The sequence below is a fragment of the Xenorhabdus sp. BG5 genome (assembly GCF_015163665.1).
Taxonomy (GTDB): Bacteria; Pseudomonadota; Gammaproteobacteria; order Enterobacterales; family Enterobacteriaceae; genus Xenorhabdus.
Genome location: NZ_JADEUG010000023.1, coordinates 1 through 24,764, shown reverse-complemented (window position 1 = coordinate 24,764; position 24,764 = coordinate 1). Strand labels below are relative to the sequence as shown.

The following is a 24,764-nucleotide window of genomic DNA, read 5'->3' as shown; positions in this document are numbered from 1 at the left end:
TATGTCACTTGCTAAAGCTTCTGTTTGGACAGCGGGCTCCACACTGATCAAGATAGGTGTGGGGTTGTTGGTCATTAAACTTCTGGCGGTATCTTTTGGTCCAACAGGTGTTGGGCAAGCAGGTAATTTTCGCCAACTCATTACTGTATTAGGTGTGCTCTCTGGGGCAGGGATTTTTAATGGTGTCACCAAATACGTGGCGGAACATCATCAGCAACCGGAAAGGCTCAGGGCAGTATTAGGCACATCGTCCTTGATAATTTTGGGTTTTTCGACCTTACTGGCAGTGAGCTTCCTCTTGTTCAGTGAAATTATCAGTACTGGCCTATTTGGTCACACCCGTTACAAAACGGTTGTGCAGGCGCTCGCATTTATTCAAATGGGTATCGCTTACGCCAACTATTTTCTGGCAATCCTGAAAGGGTTCAGGGATGCTAAAGGAAATGCATTAGCCATTATTTGGGGCAGCCTGACAGGTATGTTGGCTTATAGCCTCTGCTATTGGCTGGGAGGCTATGAAGGGGCATTGGCAGGCTTGGCATTGGTGCCTGCATTGGTGGTTTTACCTGCCGGCCTGATGATACTGCATCGCAAGGTGATTCCCTTTTCTGCCTTGAAACCTATGTGGGATCGTGCGATTGCCAGCCATTTGGGCAAATTTACTCTTATGGCATTGCTGACTTCCATTACATTGCCCGTTGCTTATGTCATGATGCGAAATTTGCTGGCAGCGCGTTATAGCTGGGAAGAAGTAGGGATTTGGCAGGGAGTTAGCAGTATTTCAGATGCTTATTTACAATTTATTACCGCTTCCTTCACGGTCTATCTATTGCCGACCCTTTCTCGTCTGGAGAGTAAGCAAGCAATTACCAGTGAAATTGTGAAAGCGCTGAAATTTGTCTTGCCTGCTGTGGCAGCTGCCAGTTTCTCTGTCTGGTTGTTGCGTGATTTTGTGATTTGGCTGTTATTTTCAGACAAATTCATCGCCATGCGGGAACTGTTTGCGTGGCAATTGGTGGGCGACGTGTTGAAAGTTGGCGCTTATGTTTTTGGTTATCTGGTGATAGCGAAAGCTGCACTGCGTTTTTATATATTGACTGAAGTGAGCCAGTTCTTTTTACTGACGGGTTTTTCTCATTGGCTGATACCGGCAAATGGGGCATTGGGGGCTGCCCAGTCATATATGGTAACTTACATTGTTTATTTCATTCTTTGTTGTAGCGTATTTATTATTTATCGCAGGCGAGTATGACAACCCTAATTCACGTTTTGGGATCGGATATCCCACATCACAATCAAACGTTACTGCGTTTCTTTAATGACGTCTTGGCACAGGAAATACATTTTTCCGCCAAACCGTGTTTTATGGTGGTGTCTAAAGACCACACATGGCTATCGAATTATCCTAACTTGGCTATTTCTCTTTATAACAGCAAATCCACTTTGTCACAGGCGGTGATAGAGAAAGCGCAAGCAAACAGAACCGTTCGCTTCTTTTTCCACGGGCAGTTTAATGCTGCGTTGTGGTTGGCGTTATTAATCGGCAAAATTCAGCGACACCAATTCTTCTGGCATGTTTGGGGCGCTGATCTCTATGAAGAATCCCGCCAACTGAAATTCCGTTTGTTCTATCTGATTCGTCGTTTGGCACAAAAGCGGGTGGGGCATATTTTTGCTACGCGCGGTGATCTGCGGCACTTTTTTCAGGATGATTCGTGTTCAAGTCGGGCCAAACCTGATGTGCCATCATCATTGCTCTATTTCCCAACTCGGATGGAGCCTGCATTGACAGTGACAGAGAAAACGTGCTCACCGGAAGGGATTACCATTTTATTGGGAAATTCAGGGGATCAGTCTAACCGTCATATTGAAGCCTTGCAGAAGATCCACCACCAATTTGGTAATGAGGCTAGGGTGCTAATCCCAATGGGCTATCCTGATAATAACCAAGCCTATATCCAGAGCGTGGAGCACACTGCATTGTCGTTATTTTCAGCGCAAAATGTCCGTATCTTAAAAGATCAAATAGCTTTCGATGAATACTTGTCATTATTGCGCCAATGCGATTTGGGTTATTTTATTTTTAATCGTCAGCAAGGTATTGGAACACTCTGTTTGCTGATTCAATTTGGTATTCCGTTTGTTCTGAGCCGTCAAAATCCATTCTGGCATGATTTAACGGAACAGCAGATCCCTGTGCTGTTTGACGGTGATGAACTTAATAAACACTGGGTGCAGGAAGCACAGCGCCAGATGCTGTCCCTCGATAAAAAGGCGATTGCTTTTTTTGATCCCCATTTCATTGAGGGGTGGAAAACCGCCCTGTCGGCAGCATCTGGAGAGTAGCAATGACCTTGACACAATTCGGTGGGCTTTTTGTTGTTTACGTGATTTCGGTGACCTTTATCCTGACTTTAACGTATCAGGAGTTTCGGCGTATCCGTTTTAACTTTAATGTCTTTTTCTCATTGTTATATCTGCTGACATTCTATTTTGGCTTTCCATTAACTAGCTTGTTGGTATTTCAGTTTAATGTGGTAGTGGTATCAGTAGATTCATTATTATATGCGATGTTGGCGTCTGGCTGTTTTTATGCCATTTATTATGTGGCTTATAAGACACGTCTTACTTATAAAATACGATCCGACGATAATATAAAGCCTGAAACCTTAACAATGACGGCACCGCGTAAGCCCCTGTTTACGATGAATCGGGTGGAAACTAATCTGACGTGGTTACTGCTTACCGGTATTGCTATCGTTACGGTAGGTTCATTCTTTATGCAAAACGGCTTTTTGCTGTTTAAGTTACAGTCCTATAGCCAGATATTTTCCAGCCAGGTTTCCGGCGTGGCGCTCAAGCGATTCTTTTATTTCTTTATTCCTGCCATGCTGGTGGTCTTTTTTCTGAAACCGACCAAAGTACGATGGTTGTGCTTTTTGGTAGGAACGGTGGGATTTGGCATCCTGACGTATGTGATCGTTGGCGGGACGCGAGCTAACATTATTATCGCATTTGCCTTGTTCCTGTTTATCGGGATTGTTCGTGGCTGGATCACGCTGTGGATGCTGTTTACTGCGGGGGCGATGGGAATTGTCGGTATGTTCTGGCTGGCGTTAAAGCGCTATAGCCTGGATGTAAGCGGGGCAGAGGCATTTTATACTTTCCTGTATCTCACGCGAGATACTTTCTCGCCGTGGGAAAATCTGGCCTTGTTACTGGATAATTACAGCAAAATAGATTTTCAAGGGCTGGCACCGATTATCCGTGATTTTTATGTCTTTATTCCTGGTTGGGTATGGCCGGACAGGCCTAATCTGGTCTGGAACACCGCTAACTATTTCACGTGGGATGTATTAGATAACCACTCTGGTCTTGCGATTTCCCCAACACTGATTGGCTCTCTTGTGGTGATGGGGGGGGTATTCTTTATCCCACTGGGGGCGATTGCAGTTGGTTTTATTATCAAATGGTTTGACTGGATTTATGAAGCAGGAAAACAGGAAAGCAATCGCTATAAGGCAGCAATTTTGCAGGCTTTCTGCTTTGGCGCCATCTTTAACATGATTGTGTTGGCCCGTGAGGGTGTAGATTCTTTTGTTTCTAGGGTGGTGTTCTTTTGTATTGTCTTTGGACTATGTCTGGTTGCGGCGAAGTTACTGTATTGGTTGTTTGAAAGTGCCGGGCTGATTCGAAAATTTGTGGTTAGTAATCTGGCTGCTTCGCGAAAAACATCTGTTATGTTGGATGTAAGGAAAAGAAATGGCATTGAATAACATTCCCAAATACCGCATTCGTGGTCTCAGTATCTGGGGGTTCCGCGGTATGTCGCATTTCCTCGACCACCTTTTCCTGGATGGACAGGCGAAAACAGGGACATTGGTTGCGATTAACGCAGAAAAAGTACTCACGGCGGAGAAAGACAATGCGCTGAGTATATTGCTGGATGAAGCCGAATATTTATACGCAGATGGCATTAGCATCGTACGTGCCATCCGCCGTAAATATCCCGATGCAGATGTATCGCGTATTGCGGGGGCTGATTTGTGGGAAGCCCTGATGGAGCGGGCTGGGCGTGAAGGTACTCCAGTTTTTCTGGTTGGCGGAAAACCCGATATCCTGGCACAGACTGAGAACAAACTGCGCACCCAATGGAATGTCAATATTGTGGGCAGCCAGGATGGGTATTTTACACCCGAAACGCGTGATGAAGTGTTTGAGCGGATCCATGCCCGTGGCGCTGCAATCATTACTGTCGCTATGGGATCACCCAAACAGGAAATCTTTATGCGTGACTGTCGCAAGGTACACCCAGATGCACTGTATATGGGGGTTGGAGGAACCTATGATGCCTTTACTGGTCACGTTAAACGTGCACCGAAAGTCTGGCAGAATCTGGGTTTGGAGTGGTTGTATCGCTTGCTCTCTCAGCCAAGCCGAATTCGTAGACAGATAAAACTATTGAGATTCCTTGGTTATTACTACGGTGGCAAGCTCTAGTCCCAAAATTTCTCTGTTTTTGCCTGCTGTATCTCGCATATATTATGCATGTGCAGCAGGTTTTTGCTTTATTTTATTGCTGTCTTTGGGTTTACTAATGCTTGTTGTTTGACTGCTTGTTTTCAAATCCCATGCTTACAATCCTCAGTTTTGTGATTTTTTTATTTCACTGATTGGCAAAACGTGTTTTGATCCCAGCCTTTTTTACAACGATTGATTATCAATTCCTGTATTTTTCTGTTTGCAAGTATAGACATCATAAAAGTGGATAGGGAGTTTTATGAGTGATTCAAAACAGAGCCTGCAAAGGGGACTTGAGGCACGTCATATTGAGCTGATTGCGCTAGGTGGCACAATCGGCGTAGGGCTGTTCATGGGGTCAGCCAGTACCTTGAAATGGGCCGGCCCTTCTGTTTTGCTGGCTTACATTATTGCTGGGCTTTTTGTCTTTTTCATTATGCGTTCCATGGGAGAAATGTTGTTCCTTGAACCTGTAACGGGTTCATTTGCTGCTTTTGGATATAAGTACCTAAGCCCTTATTGGGGATGTCTGACCGCATGGGGTTACTGGTTCATGTGGGTTGCTGTCGGGATCTCAGAGATTACTGCCGTCGGCGTTTATGCTGAATTCTGGTTTCCGGAGTTGCCTCAATGGGTTTCAGCGCTGGTAGCGGTTGGATTGGTTGCCTTAGCTAACCTGGCGGCAGTAAGGCTGTATGGTGAGCTGGAGTTTTGGTTTGCCATGATCAAAGTCACAACGATTATTGTGATGATCCTGATTGGCATTGGTTTGATTTTCTTCGGTTTGGGCAATGGCTGGCAACCCATTGGTTTGGATAACCTGACCGCTCATGGTGGTTTCTTCTCCGGTGGATGGAAAGGCTTTTTATTTGCTCTTTGTATTGTGGTTGCTTCCTATCAAGGGGTAGAGCTGGTTGGTATTACTGCCGGTGAAGCAAAAAAACCACAAGTGACGCTTAGAAAAGCGATCAACAATATTTTGTGGCGTATCCTGATTTTTTATGTTGGTGCCATTTTTATTGTTGTTACGTTGTTCCCGTGGACAGAAGTCGGTGCGCATGGCAGCCCGTTTGTGATGACTTTTTCTAAAGTCGGTATCGCTTCTGCGGCTGCGGTGATTAACTTTGTAGTGCTAACTGCTGCGCTGTCAGGATGTAACAGCGGAATGTACAGCGGTGGCAGAATGCTGTATGCCTTGGCGCAAAACCGTCAATTGCCTGCTTCATTGCTGAAGCTGTCGAAAAATGGTGTACCGGTAAGATGTATTGCAATTACCATTGGTTGCTTGATTGCAGGTTCCAGCCTGAATTATCTGATACCAAATCCGCAGTCAGTATTTGTTTACGTTTATAGCGCCAGTGTATTGCCTGGCATGGTGCCATGGTTTGTGATTCTGGTCAGCCAATTGCGTTTCCGTCAGCATCATGAGGAAGCCATAAAACAGCATCGGTTTAAATCAATTCTGTTCCCTTATGTTAATTACCTGACACTGATTTTCCTGTGTTGTGTATTAGTTGGGATGGCAATTAACCCGGATACACGTTTTTCCCTGATAGTGGGGGGCGTATTTTTGCTGATCGTGTCATTAATTTATTGGTTGATGAAATGGTATTTGCCTAAAAAATCGATATAGTTTTATTGATTGTTTTTTTGATCGGTAAACTGTTTTTGCTAATACTGCGGTGGAAAAGTGCTGGCTTTATCAGCTAAATGAGCAAAGCATAATCAAACGCATCATTTATCGTAAAAAAGCACTGGACAGTACGACATTAAATCCGTACTATCCTCCACCGCAACGGCGTTAAGCGCCCGTAGCTCAGCTGGATAGAGCGCTGCCCTCCGGAGGCAGAGGTCTCAGGTTCGAATCCTGTCGGGCGCGCCATTTAAAGCGTGCAAGAGCAGTGGTAGTGAGTTATTGTGGTTAGGCGTTGTTGTAAGTAAAAAGATAGTCTTATGGTGGCTATAGCTCAGTTGGTAGAGCCCTGGATTGTGATTCCAGTTGTCGCGAGTTCGAGTCTCGTTAGCCACCCCATCTTTTTTATGAAACGCGAGGGTGGCGGAATTGGTAGACGCGCTAGCTTCAGGTGTTAGTGTCCTTACGGACGTGGGGGTTCAAGTCCCCCCCTTCGCACCATAAGAAAGATCAAAAATATATTTCGGCGAGTAGCGCAGCTTGGTAGCGCAACTGGTTTGGGACCAGTGGGTCGGAGGTTCGAATCCTCTCTCGCCGACCAAATTCTGAAAAAAGCCCGCAATAGCGGGTTTTTTTCTTTCTAACCACTGCTTGGTTACTTTCTTTTCTTCTTCTTAATTCTTCCTGCTTTTCTTTCGGATAAAAAGTTTTTCCTTTTTTATTTCTTCTTAATTTCTGTTTGATTTTTAATCGAGAAATTGAATGTTATTGTTTTTGTTAATGCATTAACATTATGTTTTAAAATATATTTTTTTATTGGTGTTGTATTTCAACGACAAACCGCACCACTTAATGTCTCAAATGGGAGACGTTCAACTATATGATTTATAGTGTCTATATTTAAAAGGTTCAAATGGCGTCTCAAATGAGAGACGGTATTTTTAACGATATTTGGTGAAAGTCAGGTTATCTATTATGGAAAACCAGCCAGACCTTGGGAAAATAAAGTTTATCCTGATTGAAAAAGTTGGCACATAAAATGCAATATTCAAATCGTAGATACTCATTCCACTCCTTATGACAGCATATGACTTCATAAACCTCGGGATGATGTAGAGCTGATTGTCAGTGCCTATGGTCCACGTTATAGATGAGTAAGCATTCTGTCTTTTCATCGCAAACCGGACACAACGTTGAGTGAGGCACTATCCGTCTGTAGACCTGATTGTATTTATACACCTGTCTTTTTTGATAGGTGTTTTTTTTTGTCTGTAGAAAAGTAAGGATAGGCTTTAGGCAGTTTGCCATGAGCTCTAATGGTGAATGCACCTCGGTTAACGACTCAATTGTATCCCTTATATTTCATCGTTAACTGAGGTGTGCCTCCGCGCTTTTATACTTCGACTTCGCTATCACGTTTCAAGGTCAGCATAAAGCCTTTATTGCGGATTTGGGTAGCTTCTTCACGCTTTTGCAATCTGTCCAGTGCATCGGCAAGCCATGCGTAGTCATGGGCATCTGGTCTCTGTGCAAGAGCGGCTTTAAATGCTGATTCAGCATCCGCCCATTCACCATGACGCAAGGCAACCTGCCCCAGAGTACTATTGAGCAATGGGGTTGCGCCATGCTGCTTTAACAGGTGAGAGAGGGTTTTTTGTATGGCTTCAGAAGCACTTGCCTTAAGATGGGGAATTAATAGCAACAAACGTTCGTCATACTGCTGTTTTAATCCGTCCAAAATGATTTGTTGGGCAGTCTCGTGATCATTGCATTCAATCAAATGTTCGGCCATGGCGACTTGCAGCACAATGTCATGACGAATTTTGCGGCTTTGATCTTTCCACCATATTTTCAGTCCCGTACTGCCTTTCTCTGCCATAACTTGATTCATTAATCCGATATAGGCTTGCTGACGCAATTTAAGGATCTCTTCTTCACTGTGCAGATTAGCTTTCAGCATGGAAGGCAAGATATCAATCAAGGATTGATAAGCACCTGAAAGAGAGTAAGCCTGTTCCGCCAATCGCAATACTTCAGGGTGACGAGGAGCATGATCCAACAGCTTGTCCACACCAACGTGCGCGGCATGGGTTTCACCTTGTGCCAATTGGACACGGATACGGGTAATATCAACAGGGAGCAGGTCTTTATCAGCAACTGCGGCCGCTTGTTCAATATATTGGTTGGTACGGAAATAATCACCGCGCCGTTGGGCTGCCTCTGCCGCTAGCAGATAATTCACGACAGGAAGTTCTGCATGGTCAGCGTTGCGCGCCATCAGGCGCTCAACTTGCTTGAAGTCTCCTTCGGCGAATTTCAGTAGCGCCTGTTTGGTTTGTGAATGGGCACGATGACGTTTATATCCACCAAAGATCCAGCTATGGGTGAATGTGCTGGTACGTTTTAAGCGACGATAGCACCAGCCGATGAAAATCAGCAGGAATTGCAGCAGAAGGAAGATAATTACTAGCCCGGTGATACTGGTGGTGATATTGAGTTTGTCTGTCTGGATCAAAACATATCCTTGATGACCTGACATCATGGGGCCAACTACAATCCCTACGATAAGGATAACGAACAGCAAGAATATTTTTAGCATGTTCAACTCTCCCCAACGGATGTTTTTGCCTGATCGGTGGTTTCTGTTGTTATCGACCGTGATTGTTCCTCAGGCTGAATTTCAGGTTGGGAACCTGTTTGGGATTGCTTAGGATGAGGTAAGTTATAGATACGCTTACGAACCAACTCTGCCAATATTGGCTGACTGTTTAGTTGTTCAGGAACATCAATGGATAACGGTCTCTTTTGCAGTGAAGCGATGTTTGTTAAAAAGCTCTCTGCTTCCGGGTAAGAGGTATCAAAATAGGCATTTACCCAAGTTTGAACATCTTTCAATGCGTCCTGATAAATTTGAACTTGATGGCGAGGAACCGCCTGCGCCGCAATCAGCAGCTTGGAACGAATATTCTCGCGCAGGTAAACGCCTTGGTTAGGTGCCAGCAGCGGCTCCTTGCTGTTATCACGTGGAGTAATGGTAACGAAGTTATCCATAAAGCTGTGCCAGCTATTGCTCAGGTTCTGGCGCCAATCAGTGAGGGAAGCAGTGATCCCATGATCGTTTGCCTTCTCCGATGTGGCTTGTTCTACTTTATTGGCAAGGTGTAAGTTATCGACTTGATTTGATAGCTGATTCAGCATCAGGATAATACCATCTAAATCAATCTGTTTGATTTTGGTCAGGGAATCGATATCTGCCATGATAGCGTTACGGGCATAGAGCAGGCTGGGATCATCCATTTCAGCCAGGTTCTGGTCGGCATCTTTCAGCAAGGCGATGGCAGTAGTCATATCCTGTTCACTCCAGACTTTTCGGCCTGCCATCTTAACGAGGGAGCTTGCCTGCGCCAGTCTCCAGTTTTCAACATCCGTATTTGAAAATGCCGAAACACGTTTTTGAAGCTCTGCCATGCGACCATTGAGCTGTTGATTTTGTGAGTTGGCTTGTTGTAAAGAATCCTTCAACTCTTGGAGTTTGGTGCCAAAGTTTTGCTTATCGGCAGACTGCTGTTGTGTCAGAGAAGCCATCTCTTGTTGAAGAACGAGATTTTCGGCTGTTAATGCTGCATTCTGCTGTTGACCATGATAATAAATATAAAGACCACCAACACCTATCGCCAAAGAAATGGCAATTGAGAGCGTATTACCTAACCATCCATAACTCTTAACCGCATCGGTAGGTTGCTTTTGTTCCGTCTTTTTTTGTTCCGTCATAATGGACATCCCATATTAATTTATTCCAGTGCCTGGATTAAGGCGTCATTATCTGCACTCTTGGCGACTTGTATTGTTTGCCAGCCCAAAGTCTGGGCGATATTAGCAAGACGTTTGCTGACCACAATCAGCTTGCAATTCAATAACCATGCTTTTCCGTCGCTATCAGTGACTAAGTTATATAACAGTTGCAGCATTTCGCCACTTGTGACAACGATGGTTTTTATACCACATTGCTGCCAGTGACGACTGAAATCGGCTGTATCGTATTTGACTGGCTGGCGTGAATAACATTCACAGTAATCTACTACGCTTCCACGGAGCATTAATGTGGAGGCAATCACTTCACGTCCGCCATTGCCTCGGAGCAATAAAATCTTTTTATTGTCCATTGACTGTAAGGTGGAGAGTTGCAGTAGATCTTCACTGGTTTCACCTTGCTTAGAATAGAAGATTTCTAATCCAGTTAATTGATGAAACATCAGGGAAGTTGATTTGCCGATCCCATAATAGGATAGCTGTTCAGGCCATGACTGGCCTGCTTGAATAAGCTGTTCATTGGCATAATGAACCGCATTTTTTGATAATAGAAAAACCCGATCTCCCGCAGATAGCCATTGCAGTTTTTGTGGCAGTAATGGCAAATCTGCCCCCGGATGAATTTCGATGAGTGGGGCGCTGAAGGCTGATTTTCCAATAGACCGCAGTCGCGTGACCAATTCCTCTCCTGCGGGGACAGGGCGGGTGATCAAAATGCTCATTTCGGTAGGTTCCTCTGGTATACGCTAGTCAGAATCTGGCGTGCGCCTTTCTCCAATAACTCTTCCGCCAATGCGATACCCGCTTGACGAGTCTCTTTGGGTGAGACCACTCTTTCACCGCGTATGATCACTGTGCCATCAGGGGAACCCACTAGCGCGCGTAGCCAAATCCTCTCTCCCTGCCAGATGGCATAACTGCCAATCGGTACCTGACAGCCTCCTTCAAGGCGGGTGTTCATCGCTCTTTCAGCAAGAACGCAAGCTTCTGTTCTTGCGTGGTTCAAGGGCGACAGCAGTTCACGGGTTTGATGATCATCGAGCCGACACTCAATACCTACCGCCCCTTGACCGACGGCTGGCAGCAATAACTCAGGCTCTAATGGCATACGAATGCGTTCTTCCAATCCCAGCCGTTTCAGGCCCGCTGTTGCAAGAATAATGGCATCATAATCGCCGTTATCGAGCTTATTCAGGCGGGTACCGACATTACCGCGTAAGTCACGAATGACTAGATCAGGACGTCGCTGACGGATTTGGCACTGGCGGCGTAAACTGGACGTACCCACAACACTGCCAGTTGGTAAGTCATCGAGTGAGGCGTATTTTACTGAAACAAAAGCATCCCGTGGATCATCCCGTTCGCAGATTGTGACCAATCCCAAACCATCAGGAAATTCGACAGGGACATCTTTCATGGAGTGGACGGCAATATCAGCTCGCTTTTCGAGCAGAGCTAATTCCAATTCCTTCACAAACAGCCCCTTGCCTCCCACCTTTGCTAATGGGGTATCGAGGATAATATCGCCGCGTGTCACCATTGGAACCAGCTCTACTTGCAGTTCTGGATGAAAGTGTTTCAGTTGTTTTTGAACATATTGCGCTTGCCACATAGCTAATGGGCTTTGGCGGGTAGCGATGCGAATGGTTTTCATTGTCATGGATAAATCTATTAGGTAAGTATATTGGGTAACTGTATTAACTCATGGTTTCTATATTCTTCATTTTTCAATTTTTGTTGCTTTATTGACCAGGGTATTAACTACTACGCAACTTGAATTGATGAAAATAAGGGTTTTTAGCCACCAGTTAGTCGCCAATTAGTGAGAAAATAGTGCCAGTTTTAACATCTCAATGATTTTTTTTCCAGTTACGAAAAAGCCAGAAACAATCAAAATAGTATATGGATATACAGTTTCTGAAATAAAAATAATTTTAAATATTAAAATAATATTTTATTCGAATGGATAAAATAAACAAAGAGATTGATTTAAAAGCAAATTGAAATTTGTACTTATCTTAATGATAAAAAGCGGTGAAAATATTTAACAATAAGAAAAATATTATTCAGTTAAATATTGATGAAAGAGTGATGTATTTACAATGCTTTACAACCGCGATATGAAAAATAAACAACGATAATAGTTATGCTAAAAAAGTATATTATTGTGTCTGTTTCGTGATTAACTTAATATTTTACAATGAGTTAATTGTGTTTCGGCTATTGCAGGTGAAGAGAAAAGATGGTATTGCGTACTTTACGCTTTGATTGCAAGGTGTTAAATTGATCACGTTTCCGACAATAAGTTTGTAAAAATAATTTTAAATAATCTTGTAATACCATGCGTTATCGGAAACAGGGGACTACTTTAGGCACTGGAACTGATATCAGGCGAAACTCTTGTATCTCTATATTGAAACGCTGAAGCAGCGACTGGATGCAATTAACCAACTTAGATTAGAGCGCGCTACGAGCTTAATGAGTGACGCTTTCAAGCAAGTTTATAGTTTAATTCCAGTATTATTACATTATCATCATCCAATGATGCCAGGTTATATCAAAAGCGATGTTCCTCACGGCGTTTGTTTTTTTATGCCTGATGAAGCACAGCAGTTTTGGATTAATGATCTGGATAACCAGCTTACTGGTGCCCTGCCAGATGTATTGTCACATATGTCTAATGGTGAATTGCCGATTACCGGAATTTATTCCATGGGCAGTACTTCTTCTATCGGACAAAGTTGTTCTTCTGATTTAGATATTTGGGTTTGCCATCAATCTTGGTTGGATAGTGACGAGAAAGCTTTGCTGGAACAAAAATGTACCTTGATAGAACAGTGGGCGGCTTCACTGGGTACTGAGGTGACTTTTTTTCTGATTGATGAAAACCGTTTTCGGCATAATGCCTGTGGTAGTTTGAACGGTGAAGATTGCGGTTCTACCCAACATATCCTTCTGCTTGATGAATTTTATCGCACAGCGGTTTGTATGGCTGGCAAGCGCTTGTTATGGGCAATGGTTCCAGTAGAAGAGGAGACTCATTATGATGAGTACGTCCTTTCACTCTATGCTCAAGGTGTGTTGACGCCAAATGAATGGTTGGATCTGGGGGGCTTGGGGGAATTGTCCGCAGAAGAATATTTTGGGGCGAGCCTCTGGCAACTTTACAAGAGCGTGGACTCTCCTTATAAGGCTGTATTGAAAAGCCTGTTGTTGGAAGCTTATTCATGGGAATATCCCAATGGAAAACTTCTGGCGCTGGAAATGAAGCAATATTTTCATGACGGTGCAATTGTTTCTTTTGGTCTTGATGCCTATAGCATGATGCTGGAGCGTGTAACCCGCTACCTGACTGCCACGAACGACCTTGCGCGCCTTGATTTGGCGCGTCGTTGTTTTTATCTGAAGGTATGCGAGAAATTATTGGCAGGCCAGAATGATAAAGGTTGTACAGGATGGCGTCGTCAGGTTATGTCCCAGTTGGTGCGCGAATGGGGTTGGGATGAGAATAAACTGGCCATGCTGGATAACCGTAATGCATGGAAAATTGAGCAGGTGCGTGATGCCCATAATGAATTGCTTGATACCATGATGCAGAGTTATCGCAACTTAATCCGCTTTGCCCGCCGTAATAATTTAAGTGTGAGTGCCAGCCCGCAAGATATTGGCGTATTGACCCGTAAATTGTATGCGGCTTTTGAAGCATTGCCCGGTAAAGTGACTTTGGTGAATCCTCAGATATCACCGGATCTGTCGGAAAAGGATCTGACTTTCATCTATGTCCCTCCGGGGCGGGTAAACCGCAGTGGTTGGTATCTTTACAACCATGCCCCCACGATTGAATCGATCACTGGTCATCAACCATTGGAATACAATCGCTATCTGAATAAATTAGTTTCCTGGACCTATTTTAATGGCCTGTTGTCTAAAGATACTCGGCTCCATATTCATCACGGCAGATCTCAGTGTGACAGGCAGAAATTATATGATTTGGTGGATGACATTGCCGCTCATTTCCCAATCCGCCTACCTGCCCCTACACCAAAAGCACTATATAGCCCGTGTGAAATCCGCCACTTGGCGATTATTGTCAATTTAGAACAAGATCCAACAGCTGCATTTTCTGATCAAATCGTTCGTTTTGACTTAAGGAACCTGAATGTTTTCAGTTTTGGCGAATTGCAGCAATGTTTGGTCGGTAGCATAGATTTGCTTTACCGCAATTCATGGAATGAAGTGAGAACCTTGCATTTCAGTGGTGAACAATCGGTATTGGAAGCATTGAAAACCATATTGGGCAAAATGCATCAAGATGCAGCACCGCCATCTGACGTTGAAGTATTCTGTTATAGCAAACACTTACGTGGATTAATCCGCACACGTATCCAGCAATTAGTTTCGGAGTGTATAGAGTTACGCTTGTCCAGCAACCGACAAGATCCAAACCGTTTTAAGGCATTACGCATCTCAGGGCAAACATGGGGATTATTCTTCGAACGGTTAAACGTTTCGGTGCAAAAATTGGAAAATGCAGTGGAATTCTATGGTGCGATTTCCAACACCAAATTGCATGGCCTGCCAGTCAAAATTGATACCAAAGAAAAACACTTACCGCCTGTAATAGACGGTTTTGCCTGTGAAGGCATTATCCAGTTCTTTTTCGAAGATATTGAAAACAAACAAGGGTTCAATATTTATATTCTTGATGAATCAAATCGGGTGGAAATTTATTCCCATTGTGAAGGCAGTAAAGAAGAGTTGGTGCGAGATATCAGCCGATTTTATTCATCATCACATGATCGTTTTACTTATGGCTCTAGTTTTGTCAATTTCAACTTGCCGCAGTTCTATCAAATCGTTAAGAAAGGTGAGCGTACCCATGTCACTCCATTTATAGAGGGAGTGTACCCAGTGGATGATGTAGAAGCGAATGATACAAGGCTCCCTATTGACGAGCGTCTTGATAAAACCTGTGGAGCACATGCACACGATCCTTATCGTTCGCTGTATCACTATTGATATTATCAGTGAACTTAAGCGCCTGTATCATCAGGCGCTTTTATTAGATATCTTTCGTTGACTAATTGTTTTTATTTGGTTTTGATGAAATTGGGTTTTAATGAAATATAGTCACGAAAATTGGAATGATTCACCGCTTTGCTCAGTAATGGCTTGTGCCAGCATAGAGATAAAATCATGACCATTACGGTCACAAATCCACTGACTATCCCGATAATCAAAATGATAACCGCCATTTTTGCTTGCCAGCCATATCTGATGGAAAGGCTCTTGGCGGTTAATAATGATTTTACTGCCGTTTTCAAAACTCAGCGTCATCACACCGCCGTTTGTTTCATAGTCGATATCCGTATCACCATCGTAATTATCCAGTTGTTCTTCAATATGAAACATCAATTGATCAGCCAATTGATGAAATTCGCTATCGTTCATGTCTATTTCCTATTTGCTTTTCAGGGCCTAGCTGCGATTATAGAGAGTATTGGCGCATGAATCACAGGCATTAATATGATGAAAAAACAACTTCGGTGGTCACTGGCTATCATAACATTACTTTCTTTGGCTGGCTGTGGCTTGAAAGGGCCTCTCTATTTTCCTCCTGCAAAAACATCTGCAACACAGGTACCTATGCATAAAATGGATAAGGCACAGTCAGGAAAGTTGTTAGAAAACAGCTTATTAAAAGACAATATATCGATGAATGCATGATAGTGATTTGGTAATGTGATTTCTCCTGGAGTCGTATATGCAGTTCTCCAAAATGCATGGTCTTGGTAATGACTTTATGGTCGTTGATGCAGTGACCCAAAATGTTTATTTTTCTCCAGAGTTAATTTGCCGTCTGGCTAACCGGAATACTGGGGTGGGCTTTGATCAACTTTTGATTGTTGAAGCGCCCTATGATCCTGACTTAGACTTTCACTACCGCATTTTTAATGCTGACGGCAGTGAAGTTTCCCAGTGTGGTAATGGAGCACGTTGCTTTGCCCGTTTTGTCCGTCTCAAGGGGTTGACCAATAAACGTGATATCAAGGTCAGTACACAAGCGGGCCGAATGATATTAAGCATCACAAATGATGAGCAAGTCTGTGTCAACATGGGAGAGCCGGATTTTGAGCCGCAGCGTATCCCTTTTCGCGCCAATAAGGCTGAGAAAACCTATATTATCCGTACTAACGAACATACGGTACTTTGCGGCGTTGTATCGATGGGAAATCCTCATTGTGTTATACAGGTTGAGGATGTGGACACTGCCGAAGTGGAAATATTGGGGCCCGTGTTGGAAAGCCATGAACGTTTTCCTGAACGTGCCAATATTGGTTTCATGCAGATAATAAATCGGGGCCATATTCGGTTGCGTGTTTATGAGCGCGGTGCTGGTGAGACACGGGCATGTGGCAGTGGCGCATGTGCCGCAGTGGCAGTCGGTATTCAGCAGGATCTGTTGGATAATCAAGTTCGGGTTGACCTTCCGGGTGGGACACTGCAAATTCGCTGGGATGGGCCGGGCAAACCCCTTTTTATGACTGGGCCTGCAACCCATGTTTATGATGGTACGATTCATTTGTGATTGATTCTGTGTTTGCTGAGTCTCTCTTGAAATATGGGGCATTGGAAAATGAGTGAAAAAGACGATCCATTGCACATCGGAAACAGGCTGGATGATCAGACAGTCGTGGATTATTTATTGAATAATCCAGATTTTTTTATCCGTAATGCCAATATGGTCGATAAAATAAGAGTTCCTCATCCAGTGCGGGACAGTGTCTCTTTAATGGAATGGCATATGAACCGCCAGAGGAAACGTATCTGTTATTTGGAAGACGATCTGAACCATTTGATAGCGCAGGCGAAACAGAATGAAGTACTGTTCAGTAGCTTATTGCAATTACTGTCAGATCTCTCTGGTGTCAAGAGTTTGCAGGGCTTTCTTTCCTGCCTAAGTTCATGGTCAAAAATATTGGGATTGAGTAACAGTTATATTCGGTTGTTCAGTGATAAATGGCATCTTGGTGCACCACTGAATGTGCCGGAGCTGACTATTTCCCGTCAGGCTTTTGAATCCGTCCGCATTAAGCGATTTGGTGAAAAAAATCATTATCTTGGCCGATTGCATGGCCCAGAGATTTTATTGTTGATGCCACAGGCACGCCATGTTGGCTCAGTGGCGATTTCCCTTTTAGGATCACGAGGGGAGTTGGGCATGGTTATTTTCAATAGCCATGATAAGCAGCACTATCACGAAGGCATGGGAACTGACATTCTCGCCCATTTGGCTAAGCTGTTGCCGGGTTTGTTGTCCCGTTGGATTGAACGCGCATGACTCAGCCGATTGATTTATTGTTAGCGCCCGTGGAAGACTTCTTGCACTATTTGCGGGTTGAGCGACGTTTAAGCCTCGTCACGATCACTCACTATCGACGCCATTTGGCAGTTTTGGCGGAAATGTCACTGGAGATGGGGATACGTGAATGGCAGGAGTTAGATCCGGCTAAAGTCAAAATGTTTGCCTCCCGTAGTCGGCGGGCTGGATTACAGTCTGCCAGCCTTGCTTTGCGCTTTTCTTCTTTGCGTAGTTTTCTTGACTGGATGGTAATGCAAAATAAGCTGGCAGCTAATCCGGCTAAAACAGTCAGTACCCCCCGTAAAAAACGCCACTTACCTAAAAATATGGATGTGGATGAAGTTAACCAACTGCTCAATATTAATCTGAACGATCCGCTGTCAGTGCGTGACAGAACAATGCTGGAAGTGATGTACGGAGCGGGGTTGCGTTTATCTGAACTGGTGGGCCTGGATTGTCGCCATTTGGATTTGGCAGGAGGGGAAGTTTGGGTATATGGCAAGGGTAGCAAAGAACGTAAAGTGCCGTTCGGCCGTATGGCGCAGGAATGGCTCCAGCGTTGGTTGGAAATGCGGGAATTACTTGAACCGGAAGATGATGCGGTTTTCATTTCCTCCAAAAGCGGAAAACGTCTCTCTGCCCGTAATGTACAGAAACGATTTGAACAGTGGGGGATTCGGCAAGGTGTTAGCAGCCATATTAACCCTCATAAATTGCGTCACTCTTTTGCCACACATATTCTGGAGTCCAGCGGCGATCTGCGTGCAGTGCAGGAATTACTGGGCCACGCGAACCTGTCGACCACCCAGATTTATACCCATTTGGACTTTCAGCACTTGACCAAAGTCTATGATGTGGCTCACCCCAGAGCCAAACGAGGAAAATCATAATGCGTTTTTATCGGCCTATCGCGCCGTTTGCTGCGATGACATTCGATCTGGATGATACGCTTTACGATAATCATCCTGTAATCGATAAAACCGAAAAAGAAGTATTGTGTTTTATCAGGCAGTACGATGCCAAATTCGGTCACTTTGGGCATGAAGATCTGCATTTATACCGCCAGGCGGTTCTTGAACGGGAACCTGATATTTATCATGATGTAACTTCATGGCGTCGGCAATCCGCAGAACTGATGTTTACCCACCAGGGTTTCAATGATGAAGAGACAGTACGTGGTACGAATGAAATGATGTCTTGTTTTATGTACTGGCGTAACCAAATCACTGTTCCAGAATCTACCCATAACACTTTGTCCATACTGGCGGAAAAAATGCCGTTAGTCGCAATTACTAATGGGAACGCTGAACCGGCTGCATGTGGGCTTGCCCATTATTTTGAATTTGTCCTGAAAGCGGGCGTAGATGGACGCTCCAAACCTTACCCTGATATGTACCAGCTCGCGGCAGATCGGCTCAATCTGCCTGTAAATCAGATCCTGCATGTGGGGGATAATCTGAATACAGATGTAGAAGGAGCACTTTGTAGTGGTATGCAAGCCTGTTGGATCAACATCGAGAATAAAAACTTGATGCAGGAACCTGAAGGGCGTCTGGTGCCACATATTGAGATTTCTGATTTGGCTTCTTTGGTAGCACTGATATAATTTCAAATCGAAATCTATATAAAAATATTAACAACTGACGGTAATTATGGACGTTTCTTATCTGCTCGAAAGCCTCAATGATAAACAACGTGAAGCGGTTGCCGCTCCCCGTAGTAATATGTTGGTACTGGCTGGTGCTGGCAGTGGTAAAACGCGTGTGCTGGTTCATCGGATTGCTTGGTTACTGTCAGTTGAAAATGCCACGCCGTTTTCTATCATGGCGGTCACGTTTACCAATAAAGCGGCTGCTGAGATGCGGCACCGAATCGAAAACCTGATAGGCACCAGTCAGGGCGGAATGTGGATCGGTACATTCCATAGCCTTGCTCACCGCTTGTTGCGCGCTCATCACCTTGATGCAAATTTGCCGCAGGATTTCCAGATCCTTGATAGCGAAGATCAGCACCGCCTCATCAAGCGCATCATCAAAGCGATGAATCTGGATGATAAACAGTGGCCAGCCCGTCAGGGGATGTGGTACATCAATGGCAAAAAAGATGAAGGATTGCGTCCACAGCACATTGAAAGTTATGGTAATCCGGTAGAGGCAACCTGGCTGAAAATCTACCAGGCTTATCAGGAAGCGTGTGATCGCGCAGGGCTGGTGGATTTTGCAGAATTGTTACTACGCGCCCATGAACTTTGGCTGAACAAGCCACAAATCCTGCAACATTATCGTGAACGTTTCACGAATATTCTGGTGGATGAATTTCAGGATACCAACAGCATTCAATACGCTTGGATTCGCCTTTTGGCTGGTGATACCGGCAAGGTCATGATTGTCGGGGACGATGACCAATCCATTTATGGCTGGCGTGGTGCTCAGGTAGAAAATATCCAGCGTTTCCTCAAGGATTTTCAGGGAGCGGAAACGCTTCGCCTGGAACAGAATTACCGTTCGACCAGCAATATCCTTAAAGCTGCCAATGCCCTGATTGCCCATAACAGTGATCGTTTGGGTAAGAATTTGTGGACAGAAGGCAGCGAGGGGGAGCTAATTTCACTTTATTGCGCCTTCAATGAATTGGATGAGTCCCGTTATGTTGTCGGCCGTATCAAGCATTGGTTGGATAATGGCGGCGCACTGAAAGAGTGTGCGATCTTATATCGAAGCAATGCCCAGTCCCGCGTCTTGGAAGAAGCCTTGTTGCAGGCTTCCATGCCTTACCGCATTTATGGTGGCCAGCGTTTCTTCGAACGTCAGGAAATCAAAGATGCTTTATCCTACTTGCGTCTGGTCGCAAACCGTCACGATGATGCTGCTTTTGAGCGCGTGGTAAATACGCCAACACGGGGCATTGGCGACAGAACACTTGATGTTGTGCGCCAGGTTGCGCGGGATCAGCAAAAAACCTTGTGGGAAAGTAGCTTGGTATTGATACAGGAAAAAGTGCTGGCTGGGCGTGCAGCATCTGCGCTACAGCGCTTCATTGAATTGATTGATGCGCTGGAAACAGAAACGCAGGAGATGCTGTTGCATGTGCAGGCCGATCGCATTATTCGTGATTCTGGTCTACGGGCGATGTATCAGCAGGAAAAAGGTGAAAAGGCGCAAGCGCGTATCGAAAACCTTGAAGAATTGGTCACGGCAACCCGCCAATTCAGCTATCAGGATGAAGATGAAAACCTGCTGCCATTGCAAGCCTTCCTTTCCCATGCCGCACTTGAATCGGGGGAAGGTCAGGCAGATGCTTATCAGGATGCAGTGCAACTGATGACCTTGCACTCAGCAAAAGGTTTGGAATTCCCACAAGTCTTTATTGTGGGTATGGAAGAGGGCATGTTTCCGAGTCAGATGTCCATCGAAGAAGGTGGTCGGCTGGAAGAAGAACGTCGCCTGGCCTATGTAGGCGTGACCAGGGCGATGGAAAAACTGACGCTGACTTATGCGGAAAGCCGCCGTTTATATGGCAAGGAAGTTCATCATCGCCCATCTCGTTTTATTGGAGAATTACCGACAGAATGCGTGACAGAAGTTCGCTTGCGGGCAACAGTATCCCGTCCGGTCAGCCACAAACGACTGGGTACGCCTGTCAGTGCTAATGACAGTGGTTATGCACTTGGGCAGCGTGTACGCCATCCTAAATTTGGTGAAGGAACGATTATCAATATAGAAGGCAGTGGGGAGCATTGCCGCTTGCAAGTCGCGTTTCAGGGTGAAGGTATTAAGTGGTTAGTGGCCGCCTATGCCAGACTCGAAACAGGCCAATAATCCGGTTGAATGTTGACAGGCTTTTTCTTCTAAGCGTAACATTCGCGCCTTACGATAAGCGTAGGGAGTATAAGGAGACTTATGGTACATGCTGAACGCATTTAAATTAGAGAATAATCGCCTGCTCCGTCTTGAACTTGAAGAAGGTGATCAGTTATCTGACTCCATGTGGGTAGATTTAGTCGGTCTGGGGGATGATGATCGCCTCCGTGTCCAGAATGAGCTGGGACAAGTCCTGGCGACCCGCACCGAGTTGGATGACATTGAGGCATCAGCCCGTTTTTTTGAAGATGAAGATGGTATGCACGTCCATTCATTCTTCTACTTTGAAGATGCCGAAGACCATGCTGGCAATTCGACAGTCGCATTTACTATCCGTGACGGTCGTCTCTACACATTGCGAGAGCGTGAACTCCCTGCATTTCGATTATACCGAATGCGTGCCCGTAACCAGACGATGGTTGACGGGAATGCCTATGAACTGTTGATGGACTTGTTCGAAACCAAAATCGAACAATTGGCTGATGTCATTGAAAACATCTATAGTGCGCTGGAATCTCTGAGTCGGGTCATTATGAAAGGCAAACAGGGCGATGAGTTTGATTCTGCTTTGTCTAATCTTGCTGAACAGGAAGATATTGGCTGGAAAGTTCGCTTGTGCCTGATGGATAGCCAACGTGCCCTGAACTTCCTTGTGCGCCGTGCCCGCTTGCCTGCGAATCAGTTGGAACAGGCCCGTGAAATTTTACGGGATATTGAATCCTTGCTGCCGCACAATGAATCCCTGTTCCAGAAAGTGAACTTCTTGATGCAGGCGGCGATGGGCTTTATCAACATTGAACAAAGCCGCATTATCAAGATCTTCTCCGTTGTCTCTGTGGTATTCCTGCCACCGACACTCGTTGCGTCCAGTTACGGTATGAACTTCGAATTTATGCCGGAGTTGCATTGGACATTCGGCTATCCTGCGGCGATTGGATTGATGATAGCAGCGGGTTTAGCTCCTTACCTTTACTTCAAACGCAAAAATTGGCTGTAGCCATCCCACCCGCTATCTATTTTCTTGTTTGCTAACGAGTTGCTTTGCAGGCTAATTTGACTAACTCCAGTTACATAGTTATCTATGTTTCTGGGGTACAAAAAAACTGACCCAAATTTTAGATAATGTCTTGAGTCAGTTTAGGAATGTCGTTGAATGAATTAAATTATTTCCGTAAACGACGTTGCGTATAGAGCGCATCCAGAGTAAATAAAATCAAGGCAGCCCAAATAAAGCCAAAAGTGATCAAACGATCTGGTCCGATTTCCTCACCATAAACTAACGTTGCCAGCAAGAACATTAATGTTGGGCCAAGATACTGAAAAAAGCCCAGCGTGGACAAACGCAGATGCGCAGCGGCTGCGGTGAAGAGCAGTAGTGGCACTGTTGTAATAATACCGGCAGCAATCAACATGAGGTTCAAAGAGTACGCATTATCCAACATATTACTTGTTGGGCTATGGGTGAAAAACAGCAGGTAAATCAGGGCGACAGGGAATACCCAGGTTGTCTCAATCAACATACCCGTCTGTGCATCAATGCCTAGTTTTTTGCGGATCAGACCATAGACAGCAAACGTCGTCGCTAAGTACAAACCAATCATCGGAACGGAACCAAACTGCCATAGCTGGAGCAATACACCGGTAAAGGCCAATCCCACGGCAACCCACTGCATACGGCGGAAACGTTCACCAAGAAATATCATACCAAACAGCACATTAACCAGTGGGTTAATAAAATACCCCAGACTCGCTTCCAGCAAATGTCCATTATTGACTGCCCAGATATAGGTAAGCCAGTTACTGGTAATAGTGAAGGCAGTAATGCCTAGCAATAGCAGTATCTTCGGTTGGCGAACAACAGCCCAAACCTGGCGCCAGTGACGAGTCAACGTTAGCAACAGTACCATGAAGAAAACTGACCATATAACACGGTGTGATACGATTTCATCGGGTGGCACATATTGTATGGCTTTGAAGTAGATGGGCGCCAATCCCCAAATAAGATAAGCCCCCAAGGCATACAAGATACCTTTGGCAGTCTGTTGGTTACTCATAATATCCTTGAATGTTTAGAGAATGTTCAGAAAATCAGAAGAGCTGGTTAAGGTGATAGCTCATAGACCTATACAATGTGTCATTTGAATAAATGATTTACAAGTAGTTAATAGCATGAGGAATAAATTAAATCTTTCCACTTAGCTAAATGGCACTTTATGCTAAATGATTATGTTTAGGTAACAGGATTATCTATTTTTATACAATCTGACTCCTGTTTTATCTGTTATTCATAATTTAATTTCTTTTTAATTTAAAATTTTTTCATTAATTTCATGTAAAAACAAAGTATTAAGATATTTTCGGATTATTGGTTTCTAATCATGGCTAAGGTAGATTCAGCGTGGCTGCTGTTGGAAATCGTATCAGTGGCGTTATGATTAATTTATTTGTATTGGCTTATAAATAGCCAAAACAGAACGTTATTACACTGTGGGATACGTGCCGCAAAATGACAAGGCCACCGCCCCACCTGCGATCCATCTTAAAGGCCAGTGGCTTAAGGCCGCCGGGTTTGATAAGGGCTGCACCCTGACGGTGAAGATTATGGACGGTTGTCTGGTGCTGATACCTGACACTGACGACACCCGCACCATCAAGCAACAGTACCAGCGCCAGCAAGATCAGCTCAGTGACATCAAGCTGCGGATGTGGGAGTTGATCGGGGATTATCAGGCAGAATAACGATAAAAAAGCCGGAAAATCATGCAGACCTTTCCGGCTTACACATCAAATAACATTACTTACATTGTCAACTCAATTTTTATGATAAAAATGACAGTTACCTTCAGTTAAGTATATTACATAATTAGGTTTTTCATTGAAAACAGGTGCTATCAATAAAGTTCTTAGATCATTAAGTTCAGCAGATTTATACAAAAAAGAAACTAGATTTTCTTTTTCACTAACTACGATTTTCCCTTTAAAAATAGCTTTCTTACCTTTATAAGAAACTAAATTATGTGCAATGTAATACGATTCTTCACATAAGATATCCTTCAAACTATCAAGAGATGATGATTCATATAATATTCCATCTGTGACAAACTCAAACATTTCAAAGAATATATTCTCACGTTCTTTACCTGATAATAATTCTTTTTTTATCAAAAAATTAAAAGAATATTCATTTTTCATTATTAATTCGGTATGTCATAGAAAATATGACCATCCGTTCCATTGTTATACCATTTAATATGTGGTGTATCCCCAAATCCACCTTCTGGCCCCATATGCTGCTCATATCCTTTAGGGTATTTTTCAACACCATCTGCACGAGCACTTTGAGTATGGGCCTTACATGCTTTTGCATCAGAGCTAGATTGTACTTTTACTTGGAATTTTTCACCATTAGACATAGCTTGCTGTAAATCTTTGACAGCTTGTTTCCATTGCCTAGACCCCTTTACTAATGTAGCGGTCAAGAAGTTTCGGACACATTTCTAGCCTCTTCCCACAGTCTTTCATATTCAGCGGGAGAAATTCCCCCATTAAAGCGATGAGGACGGATGTCATTGTAATA

22 protein-coding genes and 4 tRNA genes are annotated in these 24,764 nt (G+C 44.2%); 18 read left to right on the top strand and 8 right to left on the bottom strand.

From position 1 onward, the window contains the following. Position 1 precedes the first annotated feature (1 nt). The 9 genes from wzxE to IQ209_RS12510 all read left to right on the top strand — a co-directional run bounded on the left by wzxE (position 2) and on the right by IQ209_RS12510 (position 6,755). The gene (gene wzxE, locus IQ209_RS12550) at positions 2-1,252 is read left to right on the top strand and encodes a lipid III flippase WzxE (RefSeq protein ID WP_193851619.1); all 1,251 of its coding nucleotides are present in this window, start codon (positions 2-4) and stop codon (positions 1,250-1,252) included. Next, positions 1,249-2,346: a TDP-N-acetylfucosamine:lipid II N-acetylfucosaminyltransferase gene (locus tag IQ209_RS12545; protein ID WP_193851618.1), complete on the top strand. Its 1,098-nt coding sequence runs from the start codon at positions 1,249-1,251 to the stop codon at positions 2,344-2,346. Before wzxE ends, IQ209_RS12545 begins: the two co-directional genes overlap by 4 nt. Positions 2,347-2,348: 2 nt before the next feature. Then, positions 2,349-3,776, top strand: coding sequence for an ECA oligosaccharide polymerase (wzyE, locus tag IQ209_RS12540; protein ID WP_193851617.1), 1,428 nt, complete (start codon positions 2,349-2,351; stop codon positions 3,774-3,776). Beyond that, entirely contained in the window at positions 3,763-4,500 is a 738-nt protein-coding gene (wecG, locus tag IQ209_RS12535) for a lipopolysaccharide N-acetylmannosaminouronosyltransferase (RefSeq protein ID WP_193851616.1), read from the top strand. The genes wzyE and wecG overlap by 14 nt, the downstream gene beginning before the upstream one ends. Positions 4,501-4,780: 280 nt before the next feature. Then, positions 4,781-6,154 carry an amino acid permease gene (locus IQ209_RS12530; protein WP_193851615.1) on the top strand — a complete coding sequence of 458 codons (1,374 nt, stop codon included), beginning with the start codon at positions 4,781-4,783 and terminating at the stop codon, positions 6,152-6,154. Positions 6,155-6,326: 172 nt separating this feature from the next. Beyond that, positions 6,327-6,403 (top strand) — tRNA-Arg (locus IQ209_RS12525). A 74-nt stretch (positions 6,404-6,477) separates the two neighbouring features. Then, a tRNA-His gene (locus IQ209_RS12520) sits at positions 6,478-6,553 on the top strand. 15 nt (positions 6,554-6,568) lie between these two features. Then, positions 6,569-6,655: transfer RNA gene (locus IQ209_RS12515), tRNA-Leu, on the top strand. 23 nt (positions 6,656-6,678) lie between these two features. Beyond that, positions 6,679-6,755 (top strand) — tRNA-Pro (locus IQ209_RS12510). A 792-nt stretch (positions 6,756-7,547) separates the two neighbouring features. Here the strand turns inward: IQ209_RS12510 and hemY are convergent. Genes hemY through hemC form a run of 4 tightly spaced genes read right to left on the bottom strand, consistent with a single transcriptional unit; the run spans position 7,548 to position 11,624 of the window. After that, on the bottom strand, positions 7,548-8,753 hold the full coding sequence (gene hemY, locus IQ209_RS12505) for a protoheme IX biogenesis protein HemY (protein ID WP_193851614.1): 1,206 nt from the start codon (positions 8,751-8,753) through the stop codon (positions 7,548-7,550). Positions 8,754-8,755: 2 nt separating this feature from the next. Continuing rightward, positions 8,756-9,925: a uroporphyrinogen-III C-methyltransferase gene (gene hemX, locus IQ209_RS12500; RefSeq protein ID WP_228005865.1), complete on the bottom strand. Its 1,170-nt coding sequence runs from the start codon at positions 9,923-9,925 to the stop codon at positions 8,756-8,758. 20 nt (positions 9,926-9,945) lie between these two features. After that, positions 9,946-10,686: a uroporphyrinogen-III synthase gene (hemD, locus tag IQ209_RS12495; RefSeq protein ID WP_193851612.1), complete on the bottom strand. Its 741-nt coding sequence runs from the start codon at positions 10,684-10,686 to the stop codon at positions 9,946-9,948. Continuing rightward, on the bottom strand, positions 10,683-11,624 hold the full coding sequence (hemC, locus tag IQ209_RS12490) for a hydroxymethylbilane synthase (protein ID WP_193851611.1): 942 nt from the start codon (positions 11,622-11,624) through the stop codon (positions 10,683-10,685). Before hemC ends, hemD begins: the two co-directional genes overlap by 4 nt. A gap of 740 nt (positions 11,625-12,364) precedes the next feature. Here hemC and IQ209_RS12485 point away from each other — a divergent pair. Beyond that, positions 12,365-14,983: a class I adenylate cyclase gene (locus tag IQ209_RS12485; RefSeq protein ID WP_193851610.1), complete on the top strand. Its 2,619-nt coding sequence runs from the start codon at positions 12,365-12,367 to the stop codon at positions 14,981-14,983. Positions 14,984-15,094: 111 nt separating this feature from the next. On the opposite strand, the gene cyaY is transcribed toward IQ209_RS12485, so the two are convergent. Continuing rightward, entirely contained in the window at positions 15,095-15,415 is a 321-nt protein-coding gene (gene cyaY, locus IQ209_RS12480; RefSeq protein ID WP_193851609.1) for an iron donor protein CyaY, read from the bottom strand. Positions 15,416-15,493: 78 nt separating this feature from the next. On the opposite strand from cyaY, the gene IQ209_RS12475 reads away from it, so the two are divergent. The 7 genes from IQ209_RS12475 to corA all read left to right on the top strand — a co-directional run bounded on the left by IQ209_RS12475 (position 15,494) and on the right by corA (position 22,184). Further along, a complete protein-coding gene (locus tag IQ209_RS12475; RefSeq protein WP_193851608.1) occupies positions 15,494-15,691 on the top strand; it encodes a lipoprotein in 198 nt (65 codons plus the stop codon). A 37-nt stretch (positions 15,692-15,728) separates the two neighbouring features. Beyond that, positions 15,729-16,553, top strand: a complete 825-nt coding sequence (gene dapF / locus IQ209_RS12470) for a diaminopimelate epimerase (RefSeq protein WP_193851607.1) — start codon at positions 15,729-15,731, stop codon at positions 16,551-16,553. 48 nt (positions 16,554-16,601) lie between these two features. Next, positions 16,602-17,306: a DUF484 domain-containing protein gene (locus tag IQ209_RS12465; protein ID WP_228005864.1), complete on the top strand. Its 705-nt coding sequence runs from the start codon at positions 16,602-16,604 to the stop codon at positions 17,304-17,306. Beyond that, positions 17,303-18,217 carry a tyrosine recombinase XerC gene (gene xerC, locus IQ209_RS12460; protein WP_193851605.1) on the top strand — a complete coding sequence of 305 codons (915 nt, stop codon included), beginning with the start codon at positions 17,303-17,305 and terminating at the stop codon, positions 18,215-18,217. Before IQ209_RS12465 ends, xerC begins: the two co-directional genes overlap by 4 nt. Further along, positions 18,217-18,933 (top strand): 5-amino-6-(5-phospho-D-ribitylamino)uracil phosphatase YigB, encoded by a 717-nt coding sequence (gene yigB, locus IQ209_RS12455; protein ID WP_193851604.1) that lies wholly within the window; start codon positions 18,217-18,219, stop codon positions 18,931-18,933. The genes xerC and yigB overlap by 1 nt, the downstream gene beginning before the upstream one ends. 46 nt (positions 18,934-18,979) lie before the next feature. After that, on the top strand, positions 18,980-21,145 hold the full coding sequence (gene uvrD, locus IQ209_RS12450) for a DNA helicase II (RefSeq protein ID WP_193851603.1): 2,166 nt from the start codon (positions 18,980-18,982) through the stop codon (positions 21,143-21,145). 88 nt (positions 21,146-21,233) lie between these two features. Further along, complete coding sequence (corA, locus tag IQ209_RS12445; protein WP_193851602.1) at positions 21,234-22,184, top strand: magnesium/cobalt transporter CorA; 951 nt, start codon at positions 21,234-21,236, stop codon at positions 22,182-22,184. A gap of 166 nt (positions 22,185-22,350) precedes the next feature. Here the strand turns inward: corA and rarD are convergent, their stop codons facing one another. Next, on the bottom strand, positions 22,351-23,241 hold the full coding sequence (rarD, locus tag IQ209_RS12440; RefSeq protein ID WP_193851601.1) for an EamA family transporter RarD: 891 nt from the start codon (positions 23,239-23,241) through the stop codon (positions 22,351-22,353). Between the two features lie 406 nt (positions 23,242-23,647). Here rarD and IQ209_RS12435 point away from each other — a divergent pair, with 406 nt between their 5' ends. After that, positions 23,648-23,926 (top strand): SymE family type I addiction module toxin, encoded by a 279-nt coding sequence (locus IQ209_RS12435; protein WP_193851643.1) that lies wholly within the window; start codon positions 23,648-23,650, stop codon positions 23,924-23,926. Positions 23,927-23,998: 72 nt separating this feature from the next. On the opposite strand, the gene IQ209_RS12430 is transcribed toward IQ209_RS12435, so the two are convergent. Both IQ209_RS12430 and IQ209_RS12425 read right to left on the bottom strand, forming a co-directional pair. Continuing rightward, a complete protein-coding gene (locus IQ209_RS12430) occupies positions 23,999-24,379 on the bottom strand; it encodes a hypothetical protein (protein WP_193851600.1) in 381 nt (126 codons plus the stop codon). A gap of 2 nt (positions 24,380-24,381) precedes the next feature. Further along, positions 24,382-24,600, bottom strand: coding sequence for a hypothetical protein (locus tag IQ209_RS12425; protein WP_193851599.1), 219 nt, complete (start codon positions 24,598-24,600; stop codon positions 24,382-24,384). Positions 24,601-24,764 lie beyond the last annotated feature (164 nt).

Coding starts and splice junctions, on each gene's coding strand:
- wzxE (WP_193851619.1), top strand. CDS start 2: ATGTCACTTGCTAAAGCTTCTGTTTGGACAGCGGGCTCCACACTGATC.
- IQ209_RS12545 (WP_193851618.1), top strand. CDS start 1,249: ATGACAACCCTAATTCACGTTTTGGGATCGGATATCCCACATCACAAT.
- wzyE (WP_193851617.1), top strand. CDS start 2,349: ATGACCTTGACACAATTCGGTGGGCTTTTTGTTGTTTACGTGATTTCG.
- wecG (WP_193851616.1), top strand. CDS start 3,763: ATGGCATTGAATAACATTCCCAAATACCGCATTCGTGGTCTCAGTATC.
- IQ209_RS12530 (WP_193851615.1), top strand. CDS start 4,781: ATGAGTGATTCAAAACAGAGCCTGCAAAGGGGACTTGAGGCACGTCAT.
- hemY (WP_193851614.1), bottom strand. CDS start 8,753: ATGCTAAAAATATTCTTGCTGTTCGTTATCCTTATCGTAGGGATTGTA.
- hemX (WP_228005865.1), bottom strand. CDS start 9,925: ATGACGGAACAAAAAAAGACGGAACAAAAGCAACCTACCGATGCGGTT.
- hemD (WP_193851612.1), bottom strand. CDS start 10,686: ATGAGCATTTTGATCACCCGCCCTGTCCCCGCAGGAGAGGAATTGGTC.
- hemC (WP_193851611.1), bottom strand. CDS start 11,624: ATGACAATGAAAACCATTCGCATCGCTACCCGCCAAAGCCCATTAGCT.
- cyaY (WP_193851609.1), bottom strand. CDS start 15,415: ATGAACGATAGCGAATTTCATCAATTGGCTGATCAATTGATGTTTCAT.
- IQ209_RS12475 (WP_193851608.1), top strand. CDS start 15,494: ATGAAAAAACAACTTCGGTGGTCACTGGCTATCATAACATTACTTTCT.
- dapF (WP_193851607.1), top strand. CDS start 15,729: ATGCAGTTCTCCAAAATGCATGGTCTTGGTAATGACTTTATGGTCGTT.
- IQ209_RS12465 (WP_228005864.1), top strand. CDS start 16,602: ATGAGTGAAAAAGACGATCCATTGCACATCGGAAACAGGCTGGATGAT.
- xerC (WP_193851605.1), top strand. CDS start 17,303: ATGACTCAGCCGATTGATTTATTGTTAGCGCCCGTGGAAGACTTCTTG.
- yigB (WP_193851604.1), top strand. CDS start 18,217: ATGCGTTTTTATCGGCCTATCGCGCCGTTTGCTGCGATGACATTCGAT.
- uvrD (WP_193851603.1), top strand. CDS start 18,980: ATGGACGTTTCTTATCTGCTCGAAAGCCTCAATGATAAACAACGTGAA.
- corA (WP_193851602.1), top strand. CDS start 21,234: ATGCTGAACGCATTTAAATTAGAGAATAATCGCCTGCTCCGTCTTGAA.
- rarD (WP_193851601.1), bottom strand. CDS start 23,241: ATGAGTAACCAACAGACTGCCAAAGGTATCTTGTATGCCTTGGGGGCT.
- IQ209_RS12430 (WP_193851600.1), bottom strand. CDS start 24,379: ATGAAAAATGAATATTCTTTTAATTTTTTGATAAAAAAAGAATTATTA.
- IQ209_RS12425 (WP_193851599.1), bottom strand. CDS start 24,600: ATGTCTAATGGTGAAAAATTCCAAGTAAAAGTACAATCTAGCTCTGAT.